This window comes from Pseudomonas sp. B21-009 (assembly GCF_024749345.1).
Lineage (GTDB): Bacteria > Pseudomonadota > Gammaproteobacteria > Pseudomonadales > Pseudomonadaceae > Aquipseudomonas.
Window position 1 is genome coordinate 993,835 of the sequence record NZ_CP087199.1, and the last position, 20,033, is coordinate 1,013,867.

Consider the following 20,033-nt stretch of genomic DNA (forward strand, 5'->3'; position numbering starts at 1 on the left):
TTAAGGGATTTTCCGTGAGCAAATCGCTGCAAGCCATTCGTGGCATGAACGACATCCTGCCCGAGCAGACGCCGCTGTGGCGTTATTTCGAGAACACCGTGGCCGGCCTGCTGGATACCTATGGCTATCGCCAGATCCGCACGCCGATCGTCGAGTTCACCGAGCTGTTCAAGCGCTCGATCGGCGAAGTCACCGACATCGTCGAAAAAGAGATGTACACCTTCGACGATCGTAACGGCGACTCCCTGACCTTGCGCCCGGAAGGCACCGCCGCCTGCGTGCGCGCCGTGCTCGAGCACGGCATCACCGGCAGCGGCCAGGTGCAGAAACTCTGGTACATCGGCCAGATGTTCCGTCACGAACGCCCGCAGAAAGGCCGTTATCGCCAGTTCAACCAGATTGGCGTTGAAGTCTTCAACCTCGACGGCCCGGATATCGACGCCGAGCTGATCATGCTCACCTGGCGCCTCTGGGGCCAGTTGGGCATTCGCGACGCGGTCAAGCTCGAACTCAACAGCCTGGGTACCAGCGAAGCCCGGGCCCGCTACCGTGACGCGCTGGTCGAGTTCCTCTCGGCGCGCCTGGAGCACCTGGACGAAGACAGTCAGCGCCGCCTGAAAAGCAACCCGCTGCGCATCCTCGACAGCAAGGACGCCAATACCCAGGCGGTGCTGGTCGATGCGCCGAAGCTCGAAGACTACCTGGACGAAGAGTCCCGCGTGCACTTCGAGGGCCTCAAGGCACGCCTGGATGCCGCCGGCATTCCGTTCGTGATCAACACCAAACTGGTGCGCGGCCTGGACTACTACAGCAAGACCGTTTTCGAATGGGTCACCGACAAGCTCGGCTCCCAGGGCACCGTATGTGCCGGTGGTCGCTACGACGGCCTGGTCGAGCAGATGGGCGGCAAGCCGACCCCGGGCGTTGGTTTCGCCATGGGTATCGAGCGCCTGATCCTGCTGCTGGAAACCCTCGAGCAGGTACCCGAGTCGATCAACCGTCAGGTCGACGTCTACCTGTGCGCCTTCGGCGAGCAGGCCGAGCTTGCCGGCCTGGCCCTGAGCGAGCGCCTGCGTGACCGTCTGCCGAACCTGCGCCTGCAGGTCAACGCCGGTGCTGGCAGCTTCAAGAGCCAGTTCAAGAAGGCCGACAAGAGCAACGCGCTGTTCGCCTTGATCCTGGGGGACGACGAGCTGGCGCAACAAGTGGTAGGTTTCAAACCCCTGCGCGGTCAGGGCGAACAACAAAACATTGCCTGGGATGCTCTGGCAGAGCACCTGGAAGCCTCGCTCGCGCAGGCGTGAGGCGAGTCAACAGCCGATTTGGTGAAAAGGAGTATTGGGGTGTCGAGTACCGATGATGAACAACTGGTCGCGATGAAGGACTGGTGGGACCGCAATGGCAAGCCGCTGGTAACCGGTGGCCTGCTGGCGCTGGTCGTGGTGTTCGGCTGGCAAGCCTGGCAGAAATACCAGACCAACCAGTCGCAAGGCGCCTCGAACCTTTACCAGGCCCTGCTGGAGACTACCCTGACGCCAAGCGGCGAGCCCGACGCGGCCAAGGTTGCCGAGCTGTCCGGCAAACTCAAGAACGAATTCGGCGGCTCGGCCTATGCCCAGTACGCCAGCCTGTTCGTCGCCAAGGTAGCCGTCGAGAGCGGCAAGCTCGATGACGCCGCGGCCGAGCTGAAGCTTGTGATGGACAAGCCGGCCGACGCGACCCTGGGTGAAATCGCCCGTCAGCGCCTGGCCCGTGTGCTGGCCGCGCAGAAAAAGGTCGACGAAGCGCTGAAGCTGCTCGAAGGCGATGCCGACAAGGCGTTCCTGGCCAGCCGCGAAGAGCTCAAGGGCGACCTGCTGGTGCAACTGGGCCGCGCTGGCGACGCCCATGCCGCTTACGAAAAAGCCAAGGCTGCGCTGTCTGACGACGCCGCGATCGGTGGCCTGCAACTCAAGCTCGACGACCTGGCCAAAGGGGATGCGTGACGTGATCGGTTGGAAACATGCAGCAGTGCTGACCCTGGCCCTTCTGGCCGTGGGTTGCAGCAGCAACAGCAAAAAGGAATTGCCACCGGCCGAACTCACCAAGTTCACCGAAGAAGTGGTCCTGAAGAAGCAGTGGAGCCGTTCGATCGGTGACGGTCAGGGCGAAACCTTCAACATGCTGGTGCCGGCGATCGAAAACGACCGCATCTACGCCGCCGATGTTACCGGCGTGGTGATGGCGCTGGATCGCAGCAACGGCGACGTGGCCTGGAAGAAGGACCTCGAACTGCCAGTGTCCGGTGCCGTTGGCGTCGGTTACGGCATGGTCATGCTCGGCACCCTCAAGGGCGAAGTGATTGCCCTGGATGCCAGCACCGGTGAGGAGCGCTGGCGCTCGCGCGTTACCAGTGAAGTGCTGGCGCCACCAGCGACCAACGGTGACGTGGTGGTAGTACAGACCCAGGACGACCGCGTCATTGGCCTGGACGCCAGCACCGGCGACCGTCGCTGGATCTACGAAAGCACTCCGGCGGTACTGACCCTGCGCGGTACTGGCGCTCCAATCGTGACTAACCGTCTGGCCGTTGCTGGCCTTTCGACCGGTAAAGTGGTTGCCCTCGACACCCAGAACGGCGCGCCGGTCTGGGAGCAGCGTGTGGCCATCCCGCAAGGTCGCTCGGAGCTTGACCGGGTTGTGGATATCGACGGCGGCCTGCTGCTGTCCGGCGGTACCCTGTACGTTTCCAGCTACCAGGGCCGCGTTGCCGGCCTGGACCTGGAGAGCGGCCGGTTGCTGTGGCAGCGTGATGCTTCCAGCTACACCGGTGTGGCCCAGGGCTTCGGTAACGTCTACGTGAGCCTGGCTTCGGGCACTGTGGAAGGCATCGACGAGCGCTCGTCCAGCGCCCTGTGGAGCAACGATTCGCTGGCACGCCGCCAGCTGTCGGCGCCGGAAGTGTTCTCCAGCTACGTAGCGGTGGGTGACCTGGAAGGCTACCTGCACCTGCTCAGCCAGGTCGATGGTCGTTTCGTCGGTCGTGAGCGTATCGACAGCGATGGCCTGCGCGCCCGTCCGCTGGTGGTGGGTGACACCATCTATGTGTACGGCAACAGCGGCAAGCTCGAGGCGCTGACCATCCGCTGAGGCTATGCTTGAGGCCATGCCGGCCTCGGGCTGCGGCACTTCGGGTGCCGCTCGAACTCCGGCCGCTGCAGTGCAGCGGCCTTTGTATTTTTCGAATTTATGAAGTGGAGAGCCGAATGGTTCCCGTAATCGCCCTGGTGGGCCGACCGAACGTCGGTAAATCCACCATGTTCAACCGCCTGACCAGGACCCGCGACGCTATCGTCGGCGACCTGTCCGGGCTGACCCGAGACCGCCAGTACGGTGAAGCGCGCTGGCAAGGCCGTTCGTACATCCTGGTCGACACCGGTGGTATTTCCGGTGACGAGGAAGGCATGGACGAGAAAATGGCCGAGCAGTCGCTGCTGGCCATTGAAGAAGCCGATGTGGTCTTGTTCCTGGTCGATGCCCGCGCCGGTCTGACCGCCGCCGACCAGATGATTTCCGAGCACCTGCGCAAGCGCAACAAACGCTCGTTCCTGGTTGCCAACAAGATCGACAACATCGATCCGCTGGCCGCCATCGCCGAATTTTCGCCACTGGGCATGGGTAACGCCATTGGTGTTGCCGGCGCCCAGGGCCGTGGCGTCAACAACCTGCTGGAAGCTGTACTCAGCGACTTCCCGCGGGACAAGGACGAGGAAGAGATCGACACCGACGTCGCTGAAGGCGAGGAAGCGGTGCGTATCCCTGGCCCGAGCGAAAAAGACGGGATCAAGATCGCCATCATCGGCCGGCCTAACGTCGGCAAGTCGACCCTGGTCAACCGCATGCTCGGTGAAGAACGGGTCATCGTCTATGACCAGCCCGGCACCACCCGCGACAGTATCTACATTCCCTTCGAGCGTAACGAAGAGAAATACACCCTGATCGACACCGCCGGGGTGCGCAAGCGCGGCAAGATCCACGAAGAAGTCGAGAAGTTCTCCGTGGTCAAGACCCTGCAGGCGATCAAGGACGCCAACGTGGTGATCTTCGTCATGGACGCCCGCGAAGGCGTGGTCGACCATGACCTGAACCTGCTGGGCTTTGCCCTGGAAGCCGGTCGCGCCATCGTTATCGCCCTGAACAAGTGGGACGGCATGCAGCCGAGCGAGCGCGACTACGTGAAGACCGAGCTGGAACGCCGGCTGTTCTTCGTCGACTTCGCCGACATCCACTTCATCTCGGCGCTGCACGGCACTGGCGTGGGGAACCTGTACCAGTCGGTGCAGAACTCGTTCAAGTCGGCGGTCACCCGCTGGCCGACCAGCCGCCTGACCCAGATCCTCGAAGATGCGGTCAGCGAGCACCAGCCGCCGATGGTCAACAGCCGCCGGATCAAGCTGCGCTATGCCCACCTCGGTGGCGCCAACCCGCCGATCATCGTGATCCACGGCAACCAGGTCGAGAAGGTACCCAAGTCCTACTCGCGCTACCTGGAAAACACCTACCGCCGCGTGCTCAAGCTGGTCGGTACGCCGATCCGCATCGAGTACAAGGGCAGTGACAACCCGTATGAAGGCAACAAGAACACGCTGACCGACCGCCAGGTCAACAAGAAGCGTCGCTTGATGTCGCACCACAAGAAAGCCGAGAAGAAGCGTAAAGACAAGCGCTAGAAGCATCGCGGGGCAAGCCCGCTCCTACGGGAGCGGGTTTGACCGGCGATTGGCCTGCGACCGTAACAACCTTTTTCCTGACTGATCAATCCGCTATGCTCGGTCCCAGACCGCGCCGCCTCGAGCCGGATAGTGCTGCAGGAAAGAGGGCTCCATGATCAGTAGCAAGTTGCCGAACGTCGGCACTACCATCTTTACCACCATGTCCCAGCTCGCCGCGCAAACCGGCGCCTTGAACCTGTCCCAGGGTTTCCCCGATTTCAACGGCCCGCAAGCATTGCTCGATGCGGTCGGCCGGCATGTCAGTGCCGGGCACAACCAGTACAGCCCCATGACCGGCTTGCCGGCCTTGCGCCAGCAGGTGGCGAACAAGATCGCCCGCAGCTATGGCGTCAGCGTCGATGCCGAGCATGAAGTGACCATCACCCCGGGTGCCACCGAAGCGATCTTCTGCGCCATCCATGCAGTGATCCGCGCAGGCGACGAGGTCATCGTCTTCGATCCCAGTTACGACAGCTATGAGCCCTCGGTAGAGCTGGCCGGCGGGCGTTGCGTGCATGTGCAACTGAGCGATGGCGAGTTTGCCATCGACTGGCAGAAGCTCACCGACGCCCTCAGCCCGCGTACGCGGATGATCATCCTCAACTCGCCGCACAATCCTAGCGGCGCCTTGATCAGCCGCGATGATCTGGACAAGCTGGCGCTGTTGATCGCCGACCGCGATATCTACCTGATCAGCGATGAAGTCTACGAGCACCTGGTGTTCGACGGTGTACAGCACGCCAGCGTATTGGCCCACGAGGCGCTGTATCAGCGTGCATTCGTGGTCAGCTCGTTCGGCAAGACCTACCACGTCACTGGCTGGAAAACCGGTTATGTGGTGGCGCCAGCGGCACTCAGCACCGAGCTGCGCAAGGTCCACCAGTACGTCAACTTTTGTGGCGTGACCCCGTTGCAATGGGCGCTGGCCGATTTCATGGCCGCGCACCCCGAGCACGTCGAAGAGCTGCCGGCCTTTTACCAGGCCAAGCGCGACCTGTTCTGCCAGTTGCTGGGCTCTTCGCGTTTTCAGTTCAAGCCCACCCCGGGTACGTACTTTCAGTTGGTGGATTATTCGCACATTCGCCCGGATTTGAACGACGTCGAGATGTCGCTGTGGCTGACCCGCGAGCATGGCGTGGCGACCATTCCGGTGTCGGTGTTCTACCAGCAACCCATCCCCGCGCAGCGCCTGGTGCGCCTGTGCTTTGCCAAACGCGAGGAGACGCTGCGTCAGGCAGCGGAAAAACTATGCGCGATCTGAGTAGCCTGCCCAACCTGAACATTGCGTTGGTGCAGACCAGCCTGGCCTGGCACGACCGCCTGGCCAACTACGAGCATTTCGAAGGCCTGCTGGAACAGGGTCGTGGCGCCGACCTGATCATCCTCCCGGAGATGTTCACCACTGGTTTTTCCATGGACTCCGAAAGCCTCGCCGAGCCCGAGAACGGCCCGACCTACAAGTGGCTCAAGAGCCAGGCCAAGAAGCTTGATGCAGTGGTTACCGGCAGCGTGATCATCCAGGCTGCCGACGGCAGCCACCGCAACCGCTTGCTGTGGGCGCGGCCCGATGGCGAGATCCTGTACTACGACAAGCGTCACCTGTTTCGCATGGCCGGCGAGCACAAGCACTACACCCCGGGCGAACGCCAGGTGCAGTTCGAGCTCAAGGGCTGGCGGGTACGGCCGCTGATCTGCTACGACCTGCGCTTCCCGGTGTGGAGCCGCGATGCCCAGGACACTGACCTGCTGCTATACACCGCCAACTGGCCGGCCGCCCGCCGCCAGCACTGGAACCGCTTGTTGCCGGCGCGGGGCATCGAGAACCTGTGTTATGTCGCCGCGGTGAACCGCGTGGGCACCGACGGCAAGGGCTTTGCCTATACCGGCGACAGCCAGGTGCTGGATTTTCAGGGCGAGAGCCTGCTCAGTGCAGGCGAGGCGGACGGGGTGTTTACCGTGGTGCTCAGTGCGGCGGACCTTGCGGCCTATCGCACGCGGTTCCCGGCCAACCTGGATGCCGATACCTTCGAGCTGCATTGACCCTCATCGCAGGTCAAGCCGCTCCCACACCAAACCTGTAGGAGCGGGCTTGACCCGCGATGAGGCCCTCAAGGCTTAGTACACATCCCGCCGATACCGCCCCAGCTCGATCAACCGCTCAACCTCGACAGCCCCGAGCACCTCGTTAAGTACCTCATCAACGCCACTGGCCATGCCCTGCAAACTGCCGCAGATATAGATCGATGCACCCTGGTCGAGCCAGCGTCGCAGTTCTGTCGCCTGCTCGCGCAAGCGGTCCTGCACGTAGACCTTGTGGCTCTGATCGCGGGAAAAGGCCAGCTCCAGCCGGGCCAGATCGCCGCTGCGCTGCCAGCCTTGCAGTTCATCCCCACAGAGGAAGTCATAGGCCTGGTTGCGTTCACCGAACAGCAGCCAGTTGCTGCGCTCGCCGGCCACAATGCGGCCCTTGAGCAGGCTGCGCAGCCCGGCTAGCCCGGTTCCGTTGCCGATCAGGATCATCGGCGTGGCCGGCGCCGGCAGGTGGAAACCACTGTTGCGGCGCAGGCGCAGGCTGACACTGTTATCCACAGACAGATGCTCGGTCAGCCAGCCTGAACCCAGGCCGAGGCTGCCGTCAGGGTGGCGTTCCTGGCGCACAATCAGCTCCAGCACGCCGTCACTGGCGATCGAGGCAATCGAGTATTCCCGTGCTGCCAGCGGGATCAATGCATCGACCAATGCTTGCGCATGCAGGCCGACCAGGTGCTCACGGCTCTTGGGCAACTGCCGGCTGGCCAGGGCTTGCAACAGACTCTCTTGCAGGCCATCGACCTGCACGGGTGTTTCGCCATCAAGGCCCAGGCCCTTGAGAAACTGCTCAAGACTGTGGGCGCTGTTACGCGGCAGGATCTCCACCAGGTCTCCAGCTTCCCACTGCGCAGGTTGCTCAGGCCTGAGGCCAAGCAGATATACCGCCGAACCCTGACTGCCCGGGTTCATCAGTTCGCGACTGATCAAGGTCCAGTTGGCAAATTCGGGTGCCTGCCAGGCCGCTGGTGGCGTGCTGCCAGTCAGTTGTGCGAGCTGTTGTTGCCAGTGTTGCAGGGCCGCAGGGTCAGCGCTGTCGACTTCAACCGGGGCGAAGGCGCTGGTGGCGCCGCGTTCGCCGAGCCAGGCCTGCAAGCGCCGGGCAAAGCCGCAGAAGTGCGGGTACTGGCGGTCGCCCAGGGCCAGCAGGGCATAGTTGAGGTTGCCCAGCGCCCAAGGCTGTCCAAGCACCTTGCGCTCGAAAGCGCGAGCGCTGTCGGGGGCTTCGCCGTCGCCGAAGGTACTGACGACGAACAGCGCTTGCCGAGCCTGGTTGAGGTCCTGTTCGGTCAGCTCAGCCAGGGGGCGGACCTGTACCGCGACGCCGGCAGCCTGCAGTTGCCCGGCGCTTTGCCAAGCCAGTTGCTCGGCAAAGCCGCTCTGGCTGGCAAAGCCCACCAGCCAGCCGTGGTCCTGCCCGTTCAACGGCGCGAAGTTACCTCGCGCGGCACGCACCTGGCGCTTTTTACGGCGGCGATCGAGGTACAACAGCCAGCCGGTGACGAAGAACAGCGGCATGGTCAGACTGGCGATGGTCACCACAATGCGCCCGGTCAGGCCAAAGTAGCTGCCCACGTGCAGGGCGTAGACGCTGGCCAGCAGTTGCGCCTTGAACGACTTGTCGGCGTAGCGCTCGTTGCTCTTCACCTGACCTGTGGCCGGGTCCAGGTTGAGGGTGTTGAGGGCGCGCTCGTGTTCGGCGCCTTCAAGCAGATAAAAGATCATCGCCGGTTGCCCGCCAGCTGGCGGCAGGCGCAGGTTGTAGCTGCTCATGCCGGGGCCGGCGGCAGCTTGCAGGCTGGCCCAGACGGCGTCGTAGTCGACCACCAGCGGCTTGGCGTCTTTACCTGTGCCACCACCAGGACGTCCGCCGCGGCCTTCGCCGCGCTTGTGTTGCTGGCCAGCGGCCGGGCTGTCGGCGAGCAGCTTGTTCAGGCCTTCGCGGTACCACTCGTAGCTCCAGAACAGACCGGTGAGGGCAAACAGCAGGTAGAACAGCAGGCACCAGGTACCGGCCACGGCGTGCAGGTCCCAGTTGAAGGCGCGGCCTTTCTTGGCCCAGTCCAGGGTCAGCCAGGTCCGCCAATTCAGCGCCTTGCGCGGCCAGCGCAGATACAGGCCGGACAGGCAGAAGAAAATCAGCATCAAGGTACAGGCGCCGGTGATCTGCCGGCCGGTGTCGCCCATGGCCAGAAAACGGTGCAGTTGCAGCATCAGGTCGAAAAAGCCCTGGCCGGCGACGTCGCCCTGCAGCTTGCCGGTGTAAGGGTCGGCATAGCGCATCAAGCCCCGGCGTTCGCCCGGGGGAGGGGTGAAGAAGACCCGCGCCGCCTTGTCGTTGTCGGCCTGGACCCAGAGCATGGCGACTTTGTCACCCTGTTCGGCCTCGATCCTGCGCACCAGCTCGGGCATTGGCAGCACGCCTTCCTGGCGTACTTCGACGGTGAGCACATCAGGGTTGAACAGCTCCAGCAGCTCATCCTGGAACGACCAGATGGCACCGGTAATGCCCATCAGTGCCAGCACCAGGCCTGCGGTAATACCGAAGAACCAGTGCAGTTGAAACAGGGATTTCTTCACCACATCAATCACCTTGTCGTGTCGCAAATGCGAATGCGACGCACATTATGCCTTGATACACAAAAGCCCCGTTCACCTAAATGAACGGGGCTTGCCAGTCAGCTCACTCAGAAGTGGAAGCTGGTGGTCAGCAGGGCAGTGCGCCCGGCGGCCTGGTTGGCGTAGTGGGCAGCGTAGGCTTTGTCGTAGTACACCTCGTTGGTGAGGTTTTGTACGTTCAACTGCAGGTCGACGTTCTTGGTCAGCTTGTAGCTGGCCATAGCGTCGTAACGCCAGTAGGAATCGACCATCACGGTGTTGTTGACGTTGCCGAACACGTCATCGACGTAGAAGGCACCGCCGCCGACGGTCAGTTTCGGCGTGACGTTGTAGGTAGTCCACAAGGTCAGGCTGTTGTTCGGCGTGTTGGGCATCTGGTTGTCGTTGTTCGGGCTGTCGACAAACACGCCGCCGACGTTCTGCTTGCCCCCATCGATCAGCTTGGCATCCATGTAGGTGTAGCCGGCGAAGACCTGCCAGTCGTTGGTCAGCTTGCCGGTGGCGGTCAGTTCCAGACCGTCAACCCGGCTCTTGCCGACGTTCTCGTAAGTGTTGGTGCTGACCAGAACACGAGCGTTCTCTTTTTCGGTACGGAAGATTGCTGCGGTGAGGGCCAGGCGTTCGTCCAGCAGGTTCCACTTGGTGCCGATTTCGTAGTTGGTGGTTTCTTCCGGCTTCAGGTCACTGGTGGTGGTGGCGGTCAGCAATGGATTGCCGTCGCTGCCTTCACCGAGCGATGCGCCGGCGGGGGTCGCCGAAGTCGCGTAGGAAATGTACACGCTGCCATTCTCGGCCGGCTTCCAGGTCAGGCCCAGCTGGCCGGTGACGAACTCGCTGGTGTCTTCGGTCTTGAAGCTGGTTGCGCCGCTGGCGATTTTGGTTTTGGCCTTGGTATCGAAGTGGTCGTAACGCAGGCCCATGGTCAGCAGCCAGGCCGGGTCCAGTTCCAGGGTGTCGGTCAGGTAGATGGCGCGGGTGTTGCTGGTGGTGTCGGCGCCAGCCAGAGTGCGGCTAACGGTGCCATCCCAGGCTTCGTTCGGGTTCGGATCGGTGAACGAGGTGCAGACTCCGGAGATCTGTCCGGTGGCGCTGCTGCAGTTGCCCGAGGCAAAGCCGGTGACGTTGTAGCCGGTCTTGACCGAGGCTTCGCGGCTCAGTTCGATACCGGTCGAGAAGTTGTTCTTGAAGCCGCCGATGTAGACCTCGCCGAACAGGTCGGTCTGGTTGGTGGTGGTGCGGGTGTTGGCCACGCGGTTGTTCGGACGGCGCCAGACTTCACCGTTGAGGATGTTGCCCTTGCTGTCGTCCGGCTGGCTAAAGATGTAGTCCTGCAGGGTGTTGCCATGGCGCAGGGTGTTTTTGATCGTCAGCGCATCGCTCAGGTCGTGCTCGAGGGCGATGGTGGTGATGTCGGCGCGGCTCTTGTAGAAGTCGCGGCCGACCAGGCCATAGAAGTTGTCGCTGTCACCGCCATCGGTCGGTTTGTCCGGGTTGGCCGAAGTGCGGTTGGCGGAGCTGCCGGATTTCAGGCTGTAGGGGATGCCCGAGTCAGGCAGGTCATCGCTCTCCATGTGGTAGTAGTCCAGGCTCAGGCGGGTGTCGGTACCCAGGCCGAAGACCAGCGACGGTGCCACGCCCCAACGGTCGTAGTTGACCTCGTCGCGGCCGGCGACGTTGCTTTCGTGGCTCATCAGGTTAAGGCGGAACGCGGCGGTGTCGAGGAACTGATAGTTGCCATCGAAGGTGTAGCGTTTGGTCTGGTCCGATCCCCAGGTGAAGGCACCATCGGTGGAGTTGCCCAAGTGCGCGCGCTTGCTCACCAGGTTAATGGTGCCGCCTGCTGCGCCGCGGCCACCGATGGCCGAGTTGGGGCCCTTGGCCACTTCGACCGATTCGATGGCGAAGATTTCCCGGGTTTGCGAGCCGGTGTCGCGAACGCCATCCAGGTACATCGAGCTCTGCGAGTCGAAACCGCGAATGAACGGACGGTCGCCGGACGGGTTGCCACCTTCGCCGGCACCCATGGTGATGCCCGGCACGGTACGCAGGGCGTCCTGCAGGTTAAGGGCGTTGGTGTCCTTGATCACTTGCTGGGGGACCACCGTCACTGTGCGCGGAATATCTACCAGCGGCGCGGTGTACTTCTGCGAAGACGCGCGTTCGACCTTGTAGTCAGTGCTGGCGGTTTCGGCCTGGCCGGTGACGCTGGTGGCATCCAGGGCGATGGCACCGTCCTTGGCAGGCTCGGCATCGGCGGCAAATGCCAGGTGCCCGGCGGAGGTCGCGGTGAGCGCTACACCAATGGCGCAGGTGAGCAAGCGTGGTGAACTGACAGCGGTTGGCACGTAGTGACGCGGCATGGTGGTCCCCTTCCCCAGGTTTTTAGGCCGCGAAATATAATGTAAACAAATATGAGTAACAATTGAGAAGAATTGCTATTTGTGCGGAATTTACAATCTTTACAATTTGTGACTGGCGGTTTTTCCGTGCTGAAACGTCCCACCTGCCGAAAGGGCTTGTAGAGAGTCAATGGGAATCAATACCATTGACGTCTTTCACCTTCAGGTGCCCGCGCCATGCTGCTACATATTTCCGGCCTGTTTTCCACCGAGGAGGTCCAGCGTATTCGCCAGGCGCTGGAGCAGACTGAATGGGCCGATGGCAAGATTACCGCGGGCTACCAGTCGGCCAAGGCCAAGCACAACCTGCAGCTGCCCGAAGGCCATCCACTGGCCAAGGAAATCGGTACGGCGCTGATCGAACGCCTGTGGCAGCACCCGCAATTCATGTCGGCGGCTTTGCCGCACAAGGTGTTCCCGCCGCTGATCAACTGCTATCGCGAAGGCGGCAATTTTGGCTTTCATATCGACAACGCCCTGCGCCAGCCCCGTGGAAGCCACGAGCGGGTGCGCACCGATCTGTCCTCGACACTGTTTTTGAGCAATCCCGAGGACTACGACGGTGGTGAGCTGGTGATTCAGGATACTTTTGGCGTACAGCAGGTGAAGCTGGCGGCAGGGGACCTGGTGCTGTATCCGGGCACCAGCCTGCACAAGGTCAACCCGGTGACCCGCGGCGCGCGTTACGCGGCGTTCTTCTGGACCCAGAGCCTGGTGCGCGAAGACAGCCAGCGCGCGCTGCTGTACGAGATGGATAACGCCATCCAGCAACTGGGCGCCGACGTGCCGGATCACCCGGCGCTGATTCAGTTGACCGGTACCTACCACAACCTGTTGCGCCGCTGGGTCGAGGTCTGAGCCATGACCTTCGCCTTGCGCAATCGCCAGGAGCTGGACAGCGAACAGTTCGCCCAGATGCTCGAGCACAGCCCGGCCAAGGCGGCCCAGGCACTGCTGGCTGCAGCCGGGCAGGACATTGTCGAGGCGCAGGTGCTGCTTGGGCAGATCCTTCTTGACGGTCGCGGCATCGAGCAAGACCCGGTTCTGGCCCGGCGCTGGTTCGCGATTGCCGCCAGCCGTGGCAGCGCTATGGCGCACAACATGCTCGGGCGCTGCCAGGAGCATGGCTGGGGAGGAGGGGCTGATGTGTCGGCTGCGGCCACGGCCTATTGCCAGGCTGCTGAAATGGGGCTGGACTGGGGCCTGTACAACTACGCCAACTTGCTGGCTACTGGCCGTGGGGTGGCTCAGAACCATCCCTTGGCATTGCTCTGCTATCGACAGGCCGCACACCTGGGCCATGCCAAGTCGATGAACCTTTATGGGCGTTATCTGGAGCAGGGGCTGGCCTGTGAGCGGGACGTTGGCCAGGCGCAAGAATGGTATCGCCGCTCTGCCGAGGCAGGTGATTTTCGCGGGCAATTCAGCTATGCCACGGTGTTGGTCGAGAGCAATCAGCTTGATGCAGCATTAGCCTGGTTCGACACCGCGCTGCGAGGCGGCAATCTGAATTTCCTGCGCAGTAGCGTCTGCACCCTGCGGCAGGTTCAGGATGAGCGCTTGCTGCCTGTCCTGCGAGCCTATGAGCAACGGCTGACGTTCATGCAACTTCACCCTTAGCAAAGCCTTCGACGACTTTCCAGGGAATCAATGCAGCCTGCCCTGCTCACGACGGAACGCCCAAGCTCAATGTGCCTGCCCGATATTTTAAAGGACTTGAGAATGGTGGATCTTGTTGATAAATCGTTTATCGCTACCCTGTATTCAACCAAAGCCGGCCGTTCAGGACAGGTTGGCATCAGTGCACAACGTACCGAGTTTGATTTTGCAGAAAGTGGCTGGCTACAGATAGTGGGGCATGGGCTGCGGGTACGGCCGATCGATTTTCGTTTTCAGTTCGTTGAAGATCAAGGTGACCGGATTCATTACGACATTACCTGCGCATCCAGGGTCGATGGTTACCTGGGGAAGAAGCTGGGCAGAAGTAGTGGGGGCTATCTCGGCTTGTACGGTAAAAACGAAATTACCTTCTTCTGGAAAGTTCAGCCGCACGCAGAGTGGTACGGTCAGCAAGAACGCCACTTCATCCTGCGTGACTATGAGGGTCACGAGATAAAGAGCTACTACAACAATCGGGATGGCGACAGGTATTTGAATGCATATGAAGGTGCGCCATTGAGCTTCGCGGTCAGGATTAAGGAAGTCCTGTAGACCGTGCTCACGCATTGATAACCCCGATCACGCAGATGATGACCAGGGGAGCCCGGGGGCAATGATGCCCCCGGTTTTTTGTGTTACAGGTAGTAGGCTTTCAGCGGCGGGAAGCCGTTGAACTCCACCGCGCTGTAGCTGGTGGTGTAGGCGCCGGTCGACAGCCAGTACAGGCGGTCACCGATGGCCAGGTTCAGCGGCAGGCCGTATTTGTAGTGCTCGTACATGATGTCGGCGCTGTCGCAGGTGGGGCCGGCGATCACTACTTCTTCCATCTCGCCTTTCTTCTCGGTCCAGATCGGGAACTTGATCGATTCGTCCATGGTTTCGATCAGACCGGAGAATTTGCCGACATCGGTGTACACCCAGCGCTCGACGGCGGTACGCGATTTACGCGCCACCAGCACTACTTCACTGACCAGGATGCCGGCGTTGGCGATCAGCGAACGGCCTGGCTCGAGGATGATTTCTGGCAGGTCGTCACCGAAGTCTTCCTTGAGGAAACGGATGATTTCCTCGGCGTAGGTTTCCAGGCTGTTGGTGCGGGTGATGTAGTTGGCCGGGAAGCCGCCACCCATGTTGATCAGCTTGAGCTCGATGCCGTCTTCTTCTTTCAGGCGCTCGAAGATCACCTTCACTTTGGCGATGGCTGCATCCCAGACGCTGATGTCGCGCTGTTGCGAGCCCACATGGAACGACACGCCGTAAGGCACCAGGCCCAGGTCGCGGGCGAGGATCAACAGGTCCATGGCCATGTCGGTCTGGCAGCCGAACTTGCGCGACAGTGGCCAGTCGGCGGTGGTCGAGCCTTCGGTGAGGATGCGTACGTAGACTTTCGAGCCCGGGGCGGCCTTGGCGATGTTGCGCAGGTCGGCTTCGGAGTCGGTGGCGTACAGGCGCACGCCCTTCTCGTAGAAGTAGCGGATGTCCTTGGACTTCTTGATGGTGTTGCCGTAGCTGATGCGATCGGCGCTGACACCGCGGCCCATCACTTTGTCCAGCTCGTAGATCGAGGCGATGTCGAAGCTCGAGCCTTTTTCCTTGAGCAGGTCGATGATCTCAACGGCCGGGTTGGCCTTGACCGCGTAGTAGACCTTGGCGAATTCGAAACCGGCGCGCAGGTCGTCGTAGGCCTGGCTGATCATCTGCGTGTCGATGAGCACGAACGGGGTTTCTTGCTTGTCGGCGAAGGCCTTCATTTTCTGGAAGGTATCGCGCGCGAAGTAGTCTTCGACCTGAATCGACATGCTTAGGGACTCCATGGGCAAACTGAAAAAATAAGTGGCTGCAACTGAACGTCCTCCGTATCCCCACTTTGGTTCGCCTACTTCCCAAGGCATGTCGCCGAAAGCAAAAAGGTCAACCGTGCGTGATGAAGCGAGCTACGGGTGACCTTGCTGTCTCGTCGTCAGTACTTGAGCCGGATGGATCGTTTCCAGCATGGACGTTCGGCGCGAACTTTAGGACCTGAGGGGCTCGAGATCAACAAAAAATGTCGCGTTTTTGCACGCGTCCGTCGCCCCGGCTTGGCCAGCCACTTTCTAACCGACCCAGGTAAACAGTAGATGTTCAATTTGATGACAAAAGCGTTAAAAATACCGGTATACGCCGGGATCTATCGTAGAACACGCAAATGGATGCAATAGTCAAAGTTGGTGGCGAAAGTACGGGAAAAGGCTGTAACTTTGGCGGGCAATGAGGTGACGGCGTAACCATGAAACGAAGGCTGGCCGTTCATATTTTTTTCCGCTCTGACAGCCGATTATTTACACACATTTTCGTGATTTTTTTTCCACTCGGACGCTTCGTCGGCAGCGGTGATCTTCGATTGCCGGCCTTAATAAGAAACATTACTATTCGCGCCATTCCTCATCGCCTGCGAAGAGCTGTGCATCGTGTCGCGACACAAAGGCTTTCTCGACCACTACCATGAGCTGATCGGCACCTGGACGCGCAAATTGCGCAGTCGTCAGCAGGCCGAGGACCTGGCGCATGATGCGTTTGTGCGGGTACTGGAAAATGACCAGGCGGGGGTCGAACAACCGCGCGCCTATTTGCACCAGACCGCACGCAACATTGCCGTGGACGGTTACCGCCGTGAAGACCGCCGCCAGGCCCTGGAGCAGGACGCGTTCGAGCCGGGCATCGACGCCAGCGGCGATCCCGAGGCCTACATGAATGCCGTGGAGCTGGCCGACAGCGTCGAACGGGCCTTGGCCGAACTGCCGCTCAACTGCCGGCGGGTGTTCATCTGGCAGAAGCTCGAAGGCCTGACCCAGGCCGAGATCGCCGAGCGCATGGGCTTGACCAAGAACATGGTCGAAAAGTATATGATCCGCACGCTCCGGCATCTGCGTGAGCACCTGGATGTGTCGACGAGATGAGTCAGGCGAATGTTTTCATGAATCAGCAGGCGTGCCCGTGCGGCAACGAGACCGTGCGCGAGCAGGCAGCCCAGTGGTTTGCCCGCAGCCGCGATGGCGCGCTGGCGCCGGCGCAACAGGGCGAGTTGCAGCGCTGGCTGGCCGAGCACTCGCAGCATCAAGCTGAATTCGATCTGCTGGGCACGCTCTGGGGCGCAGCCGGGCAGGTGCCGCGTGCGCGTCTCGAAGCGCTGTGCCAGGCCGATCCGGTCAGCCAGTTGCCGCGTCGACGCTTTATTCGCCAGGCGCTGGCGGCCGGCATCGCGACCCTGGCGCTGGGGTTGGGCTGGTTTGGCTGGCAGCAGCATCAACTTGATTACCAGGGCCAACTGCAAACCGCCCTGGGCGAGCGGCGCCAACTCGACCTGCCGGATGGCTCACAGCTGGAGGTCAACGGTCGTACGCAACTGGTCGTGCAATTCAGCGCCGGTCAGCGGCATATCCAGTTGCGCCAGGGCGAGGTGATGTTCAGCGTCGCCCACGACAGCGCGCGGCCCTTCGTGGTCAGCACCGACAACGGCACGGTAACCGTGACCGGCACTCGTTTCGATGTGCGCCAGGACCCGGAGCAAACCCGTGTGGCGGTCGAAAACGGCTCGGTGCGGGTTGAAGGTCGCGATGCTTCCAAGGCTTTGCTGAGCGCAGGCCTGGGGGCGCATATCGATGCTCGCGGCCAGGTGACGGCTCCCTATGCGGTAGATACCGCAGCTGTGACCGCCTGGCGCAAGGGCAAGCTGGTGTTCAACGACGCGCCGCTCAGCGAGGTGGTCAAGGAAGTCTCGCGCTACCGCGAGCAGCCCCTGCGTGTCGCCCCCGGCAAAATTGCCGCGCTGCGCCTGAGCAGTACCTTCAACGCCGACGACACCGACGCCTTGCTGCGGGCGCTGCCGAGCATCCTGCCGGTGGCGATCAAGGCCCATGCCGACGGCTCCCGCGAAATAATCGCAAAATAAATTCAGGTTTTTTTCCAGTTGTTCGTCTTCCTGGCCAACTGCAACTGCCAAGCATTTCCATTTGCATGGCATTGACATTTATATGGACCCTCAGGACCTCTCGACGACGTGAACAACAACAACGTTTCCCCGCGTTCTTCCCGCTGGTTGCCCCTGGCCCTGGCACTGGCTGTCAGTGGCGGTATCGCCAGCACTTATGCCGCCCCGGCACCAGCCAGCATCCAGATCCAGGCCCAACCGCTGGCTTCGGCCTTGAGCCAACTGGGCCAGCAGACGTCGCTGCAACTGTTCTTCAGCCCCGAGCTGGTGGCCGGCAAGCAGGCACCAGCGGTCTCCGGCAACCTGCAACCGGAAGAGGCGCTGCGGGCGTTGCTTGAGGGCAGCGGCCTGACTTATGAAATTTCTCAGGGCACCGTGGTCCTGCACCCGGCGCAAAGCGCCGGCACACTGACCACCGGCAGCCTCGAGCTGGCACCCACCGACGTCAAAGTCGTCGGTGACTGGCTGGGCAGCGCCGAAGAAACCGTGGTCCACAGCCATCCCGGTGCGCGTACCGTGGTGCGCCGCGAGGCGATGATCGAGCAGGGCGCCTTGAACGTACGCGATGTGCTGCGCGGCGTGCCGGGTGTGCAGGTGCAGGACTCCAACGGTACCGGCGGCAGCGACATCGCCCTGAACGTTGGTGTACGCGGCCTGACCTCACGGCTGTCGCCACGCTCCACGGTATTGATCGATGGCATCCCGGCAGCCTTTGCGCCTTACGGCCAGCCACAACTGTCGATGGCGCCGATCTCGTCCGGCAACCTCGACAGCATCGACGTGGTGCGCGGTGCTGGGTCGGTGCGCTACGGCCCGCAGAACGTCGGCGGGGTGATCAACTTCGTCACCCGGGCCATTCCCGAGAAAGCCACCGGCGAGCTGTCGACGACGATGGAAACCTCCCGCCATGGCGGCTGGAAGCACATCGAATCGGCCTTCCTCGGCGGCACTGCCGACAATGGCCTGGGTGCGGCGCTGCTGTACTCCGGGGTCAACGGCAACGGTTATCGCAGCAGCAACAACGACAACGATATCGATGACGTGTTGCTCAAGACCCATTGGGCGGTGACCGACAGTGACGAATTCTGGCTCAACTTTCATTACTACGACGCCAAGGCCGACATGCCCGGTGGCCTGACCCAGGCCCAGTTCGACGATGATCCGTACCAGTCCGACCGCGACTACGACACCTTCAGCGGCCGGCGCAAGGACGTGTCGTTCAAGTACCTGCGCCAGATCGACGACGTCACCCAGTTCGAAGTGCAGACCTACTACACCGACAGCTTCCGCGGCAGCAGCATCGCAGCCCGTGACCAGAAGACCCTGTCGTCGTACCCGCGCAGCTACCACACCTTCGCCATCGAGCCGCGGCTGTCGCGGATCTTCTTCGCAGGCCCGACCACTCAGGAAGTCAGCGTTGGTTACCGCTACCTGAAAGAAGCGATGCACGAACAGTCGACCCGCCTGGCGCTGATCAACAATGTCCCGACCGTGACCCCGGGCTCCGACGGCCATGTCTTCCAGGACCGCACCGGTGGCACTGAAGCCAGCGCCTACTACATCGATGACAAGATCGATGTCGGCAACTGGACCATCACCCCGGGGATCCGTTTCGAGCACATCAACACCGACTGGCATGAGCGCCCGGTGCGTGGTACCAACGGCGTGCCGGTGCAGGAAAAGAACCGCAGCGTGACCAGCAACGAGCCGCTACCGGCGCTGAGCGTGATGTATCACCTGTCGGATGAATGGAAGCTGTTCGCCAACTACGAGACCTCGTTCGGCAGCCTGCAGTACTTCCAGCTCGGCCAGGGTGGCAGTGGCGACCAGACCGCCAACGGCCTGCAGGCCGAGAAAGCCAAGACCTATGAAGTCGGCACCCGCTACAACAACGGTACCTGGGGTGGTGAGCTGACCGCGTTCTACATCGACTTCGATGACGAGTTGCAGTACATCAGCAACGACATCGGCTGGACCAACCTTGGCGCCACCAAGCACCAGGGTATCGAAGCCTCCATGCACTACGACCTGTCGGGGCTCGACCCGCGTCTGCAGGGCCTGAGTGCCAATGCCGGGTTCACCTACACCCGGGCCACCTATGAAGGCGAGATCCCCGGCTTCAAGGGCCGTGACTTGCCGTTTTATTCGCGGCAAATCGTCAATGCCGGGCTGCGCTATGAGATCAATCGCTGGACCTGGAACCTCGATGCCTACGCTCAATCGAAACAACGCGCACCGGGCACCGGCATGAATGCCGACGGCAGCTTCAACGGCAATTACATCACCGAACCGAGTGCCGATGGCCAGTACGGCGACATTCCTGGTTACGTGACCTGGGCGGCGCGCGGTGGTTACGACTTCGGCAAGGAACTGTCGAACCTCAAGCTCGCGGCCGGGGTGAAGAACATCTTCGACAAGCAGTACTACACCCGCTCCAGCGACAACAACTCGGGGATCTACCTGGGCGAGCCGCGCACCTTCTATGTGCAGGCCAGTGTAGGTTTCTGAGACCTGATCGCGGGGCAAGTCGGGTCGCCGCACCGCCGCTCC

At 61.8% G+C, this 20,033-nt stretch carries 15 protein-coding genes; 12 read left to right on the forward strand and 3 right to left on the reverse strand.

Features of this window, described 5'->3' with window-relative positions; all coding sequences use genetic code 11:
- The first annotated feature begins 14 nt into the window (after positions 1–14).
- From hisS to LOY34_RS04555, 6 genes are all read left to right on the forward strand, one after another.
- Positions 15–1,304 carry a histidine--tRNA ligase gene (gene hisS, locus LOY34_RS04530; protein ID WP_045196222.1) on the forward strand — a complete coding sequence of 430 codons (1,290 nt, stop codon included), beginning with the start codon at positions 15–17 and terminating at the stop codon, positions 1,302–1,304.
- Positions 1,305–1,376: 72 nt separating this feature from the next.
- Positions 1,377–1,985 carry a tetratricopeptide repeat protein gene (locus LOY34_RS04535; protein ID WP_176470444.1) on the forward strand — a complete coding sequence of 203 codons (609 nt, stop codon included), beginning with the start codon at positions 1,377–1,379 and terminating at the stop codon, positions 1,983–1,985.
- Positions 1,978–3,129 carry an outer membrane protein assembly factor BamB gene (bamB, locus tag LOY34_RS04540; RefSeq protein WP_045196225.1) on the forward strand — a complete coding sequence of 384 codons (1,152 nt, stop codon included), beginning with the start codon at positions 1,978–1,980 and terminating at the stop codon, positions 3,127–3,129. Before LOY34_RS04535 ends, bamB begins: the two co-directional genes overlap by 8 nt.
- Before the next feature lie 116 nt (positions 3,130–3,245).
- The gene (der, locus tag LOY34_RS04545) at positions 3,246–4,709 is read left to right on the forward strand and encodes a ribosome biogenesis GTPase Der (RefSeq protein ID WP_045196227.1); all 1,464 of its coding nucleotides are present in this window, start codon (positions 3,246–3,248) and stop codon (positions 4,707–4,709) included.
- 154 nt (positions 4,710–4,863) lie between these two features.
- Positions 4,864–6,012: a pyridoxal phosphate-dependent aminotransferase gene (locus LOY34_RS04550; protein ID WP_195885707.1), complete on the forward strand. Its 1,149-nt coding sequence runs from the start codon at positions 4,864–4,866 to the stop codon at positions 6,010–6,012.
- On the forward strand, positions 6,000–6,791 hold the full coding sequence (locus LOY34_RS04555; protein WP_195885708.1) for an amidohydrolase: 792 nt from the start codon (positions 6,000–6,002) through the stop codon (positions 6,789–6,791). Before LOY34_RS04550 ends, LOY34_RS04555 begins: the two co-directional genes overlap by 13 nt.
- A 75-nt stretch (positions 6,792–6,866) precedes the next feature.
- Here LOY34_RS04555 and LOY34_RS04560 read toward each other — a convergent pair whose 3' ends face one another.
- Together LOY34_RS04560 and LOY34_RS04565 are read right to left on the reverse strand one after the other, a co-directional pair.
- Positions 6,867–9,422, reverse strand: coding sequence for a sulfite reductase flavoprotein subunit alpha (locus tag LOY34_RS04560; RefSeq protein WP_195885709.1), 2,556 nt, complete (start codon positions 9,420–9,422; stop codon positions 6,867–6,869).
- Between the two features lie 104 nt (positions 9,423–9,526).
- Positions 9,527–11,818 carry a TonB-dependent siderophore receptor gene (locus LOY34_RS04565; protein WP_045196234.1) on the reverse strand — a complete coding sequence of 764 codons (2,292 nt, stop codon included), beginning with the start codon at positions 11,816–11,818 and terminating at the stop codon, positions 9,527–9,529.
- A gap of 216 nt (positions 11,819–12,034) precedes the next feature.
- On the opposite strand from LOY34_RS04565, the gene LOY34_RS04570 reads away from it, so the two are divergent.
- Genes LOY34_RS04570 through LOY34_RS04580 form a run of 3 tightly spaced genes read left to right on the forward strand, consistent with a single transcriptional unit; the run spans position 12,035 to position 14,068 of the window.
- Positions 12,035–12,715: a Fe2+-dependent dioxygenase gene (locus tag LOY34_RS04570; RefSeq protein WP_195885710.1), complete on the forward strand. Its 681-nt coding sequence runs from the start codon at positions 12,035–12,037 to the stop codon at positions 12,713–12,715.
- Between the two features lie 3 nt (positions 12,716–12,718).
- Positions 12,719–13,477, forward strand: a complete 759-nt coding sequence (locus LOY34_RS04575) for a tetratricopeptide repeat protein (RefSeq protein WP_195885711.1) — start codon at positions 12,719–12,721, stop codon at positions 13,475–13,477.
- Positions 13,478–13,507: 30 nt separating this feature from the next.
- Positions 13,508–14,068 (forward strand): hypothetical protein, encoded by a 561-nt coding sequence (locus tag LOY34_RS04580; RefSeq protein ID WP_195885712.1) that lies wholly within the window; start codon positions 13,508–13,510, stop codon positions 14,066–14,068.
- An 83-nt stretch (positions 14,069–14,151) separates the two neighbouring features.
- Here LOY34_RS04580 and LOY34_RS04585 read toward each other — a convergent pair whose 3' ends face one another.
- Positions 14,152–15,315: a type III PLP-dependent enzyme gene (locus tag LOY34_RS04585; protein WP_036993923.1), complete on the reverse strand. Its 1,164-nt coding sequence runs from the start codon at positions 15,313–15,315 to the stop codon at positions 14,152–14,154.
- Positions 15,316–15,963: 648 nt separating this feature from the next.
- Here LOY34_RS04585 and LOY34_RS04590 point away from each other — a divergent pair.
- The 3 genes from LOY34_RS04590 to LOY34_RS04600 all read left to right on the forward strand — a co-directional run bounded on the left by LOY34_RS04590 (position 15,964) and on the right by LOY34_RS04600 (position 19,991).
- A complete protein-coding gene (locus LOY34_RS04590; protein ID WP_045196243.1) occupies positions 15,964–16,452 on the forward strand; it encodes an RNA polymerase sigma factor in 489 nt (162 codons plus the stop codon).
- A 17-nt stretch (positions 16,453–16,469) separates the two neighbouring features.
- Positions 16,470–17,444, forward strand: coding sequence for a FecR family protein (locus LOY34_RS04595; RefSeq protein ID WP_195885713.1), 975 nt, complete (start codon positions 16,470–16,472; stop codon positions 17,442–17,444).
- 108 nt (positions 17,445–17,552) lie between these two features.
- Complete coding sequence (locus LOY34_RS04600; RefSeq protein WP_195885714.1) at positions 17,553–19,991, forward strand: TonB-dependent receptor; 2,439 nt, start codon at positions 17,553–17,555, stop codon at positions 19,989–19,991.
- Positions 19,992–20,033: the final 42 nt, after the last annotated feature.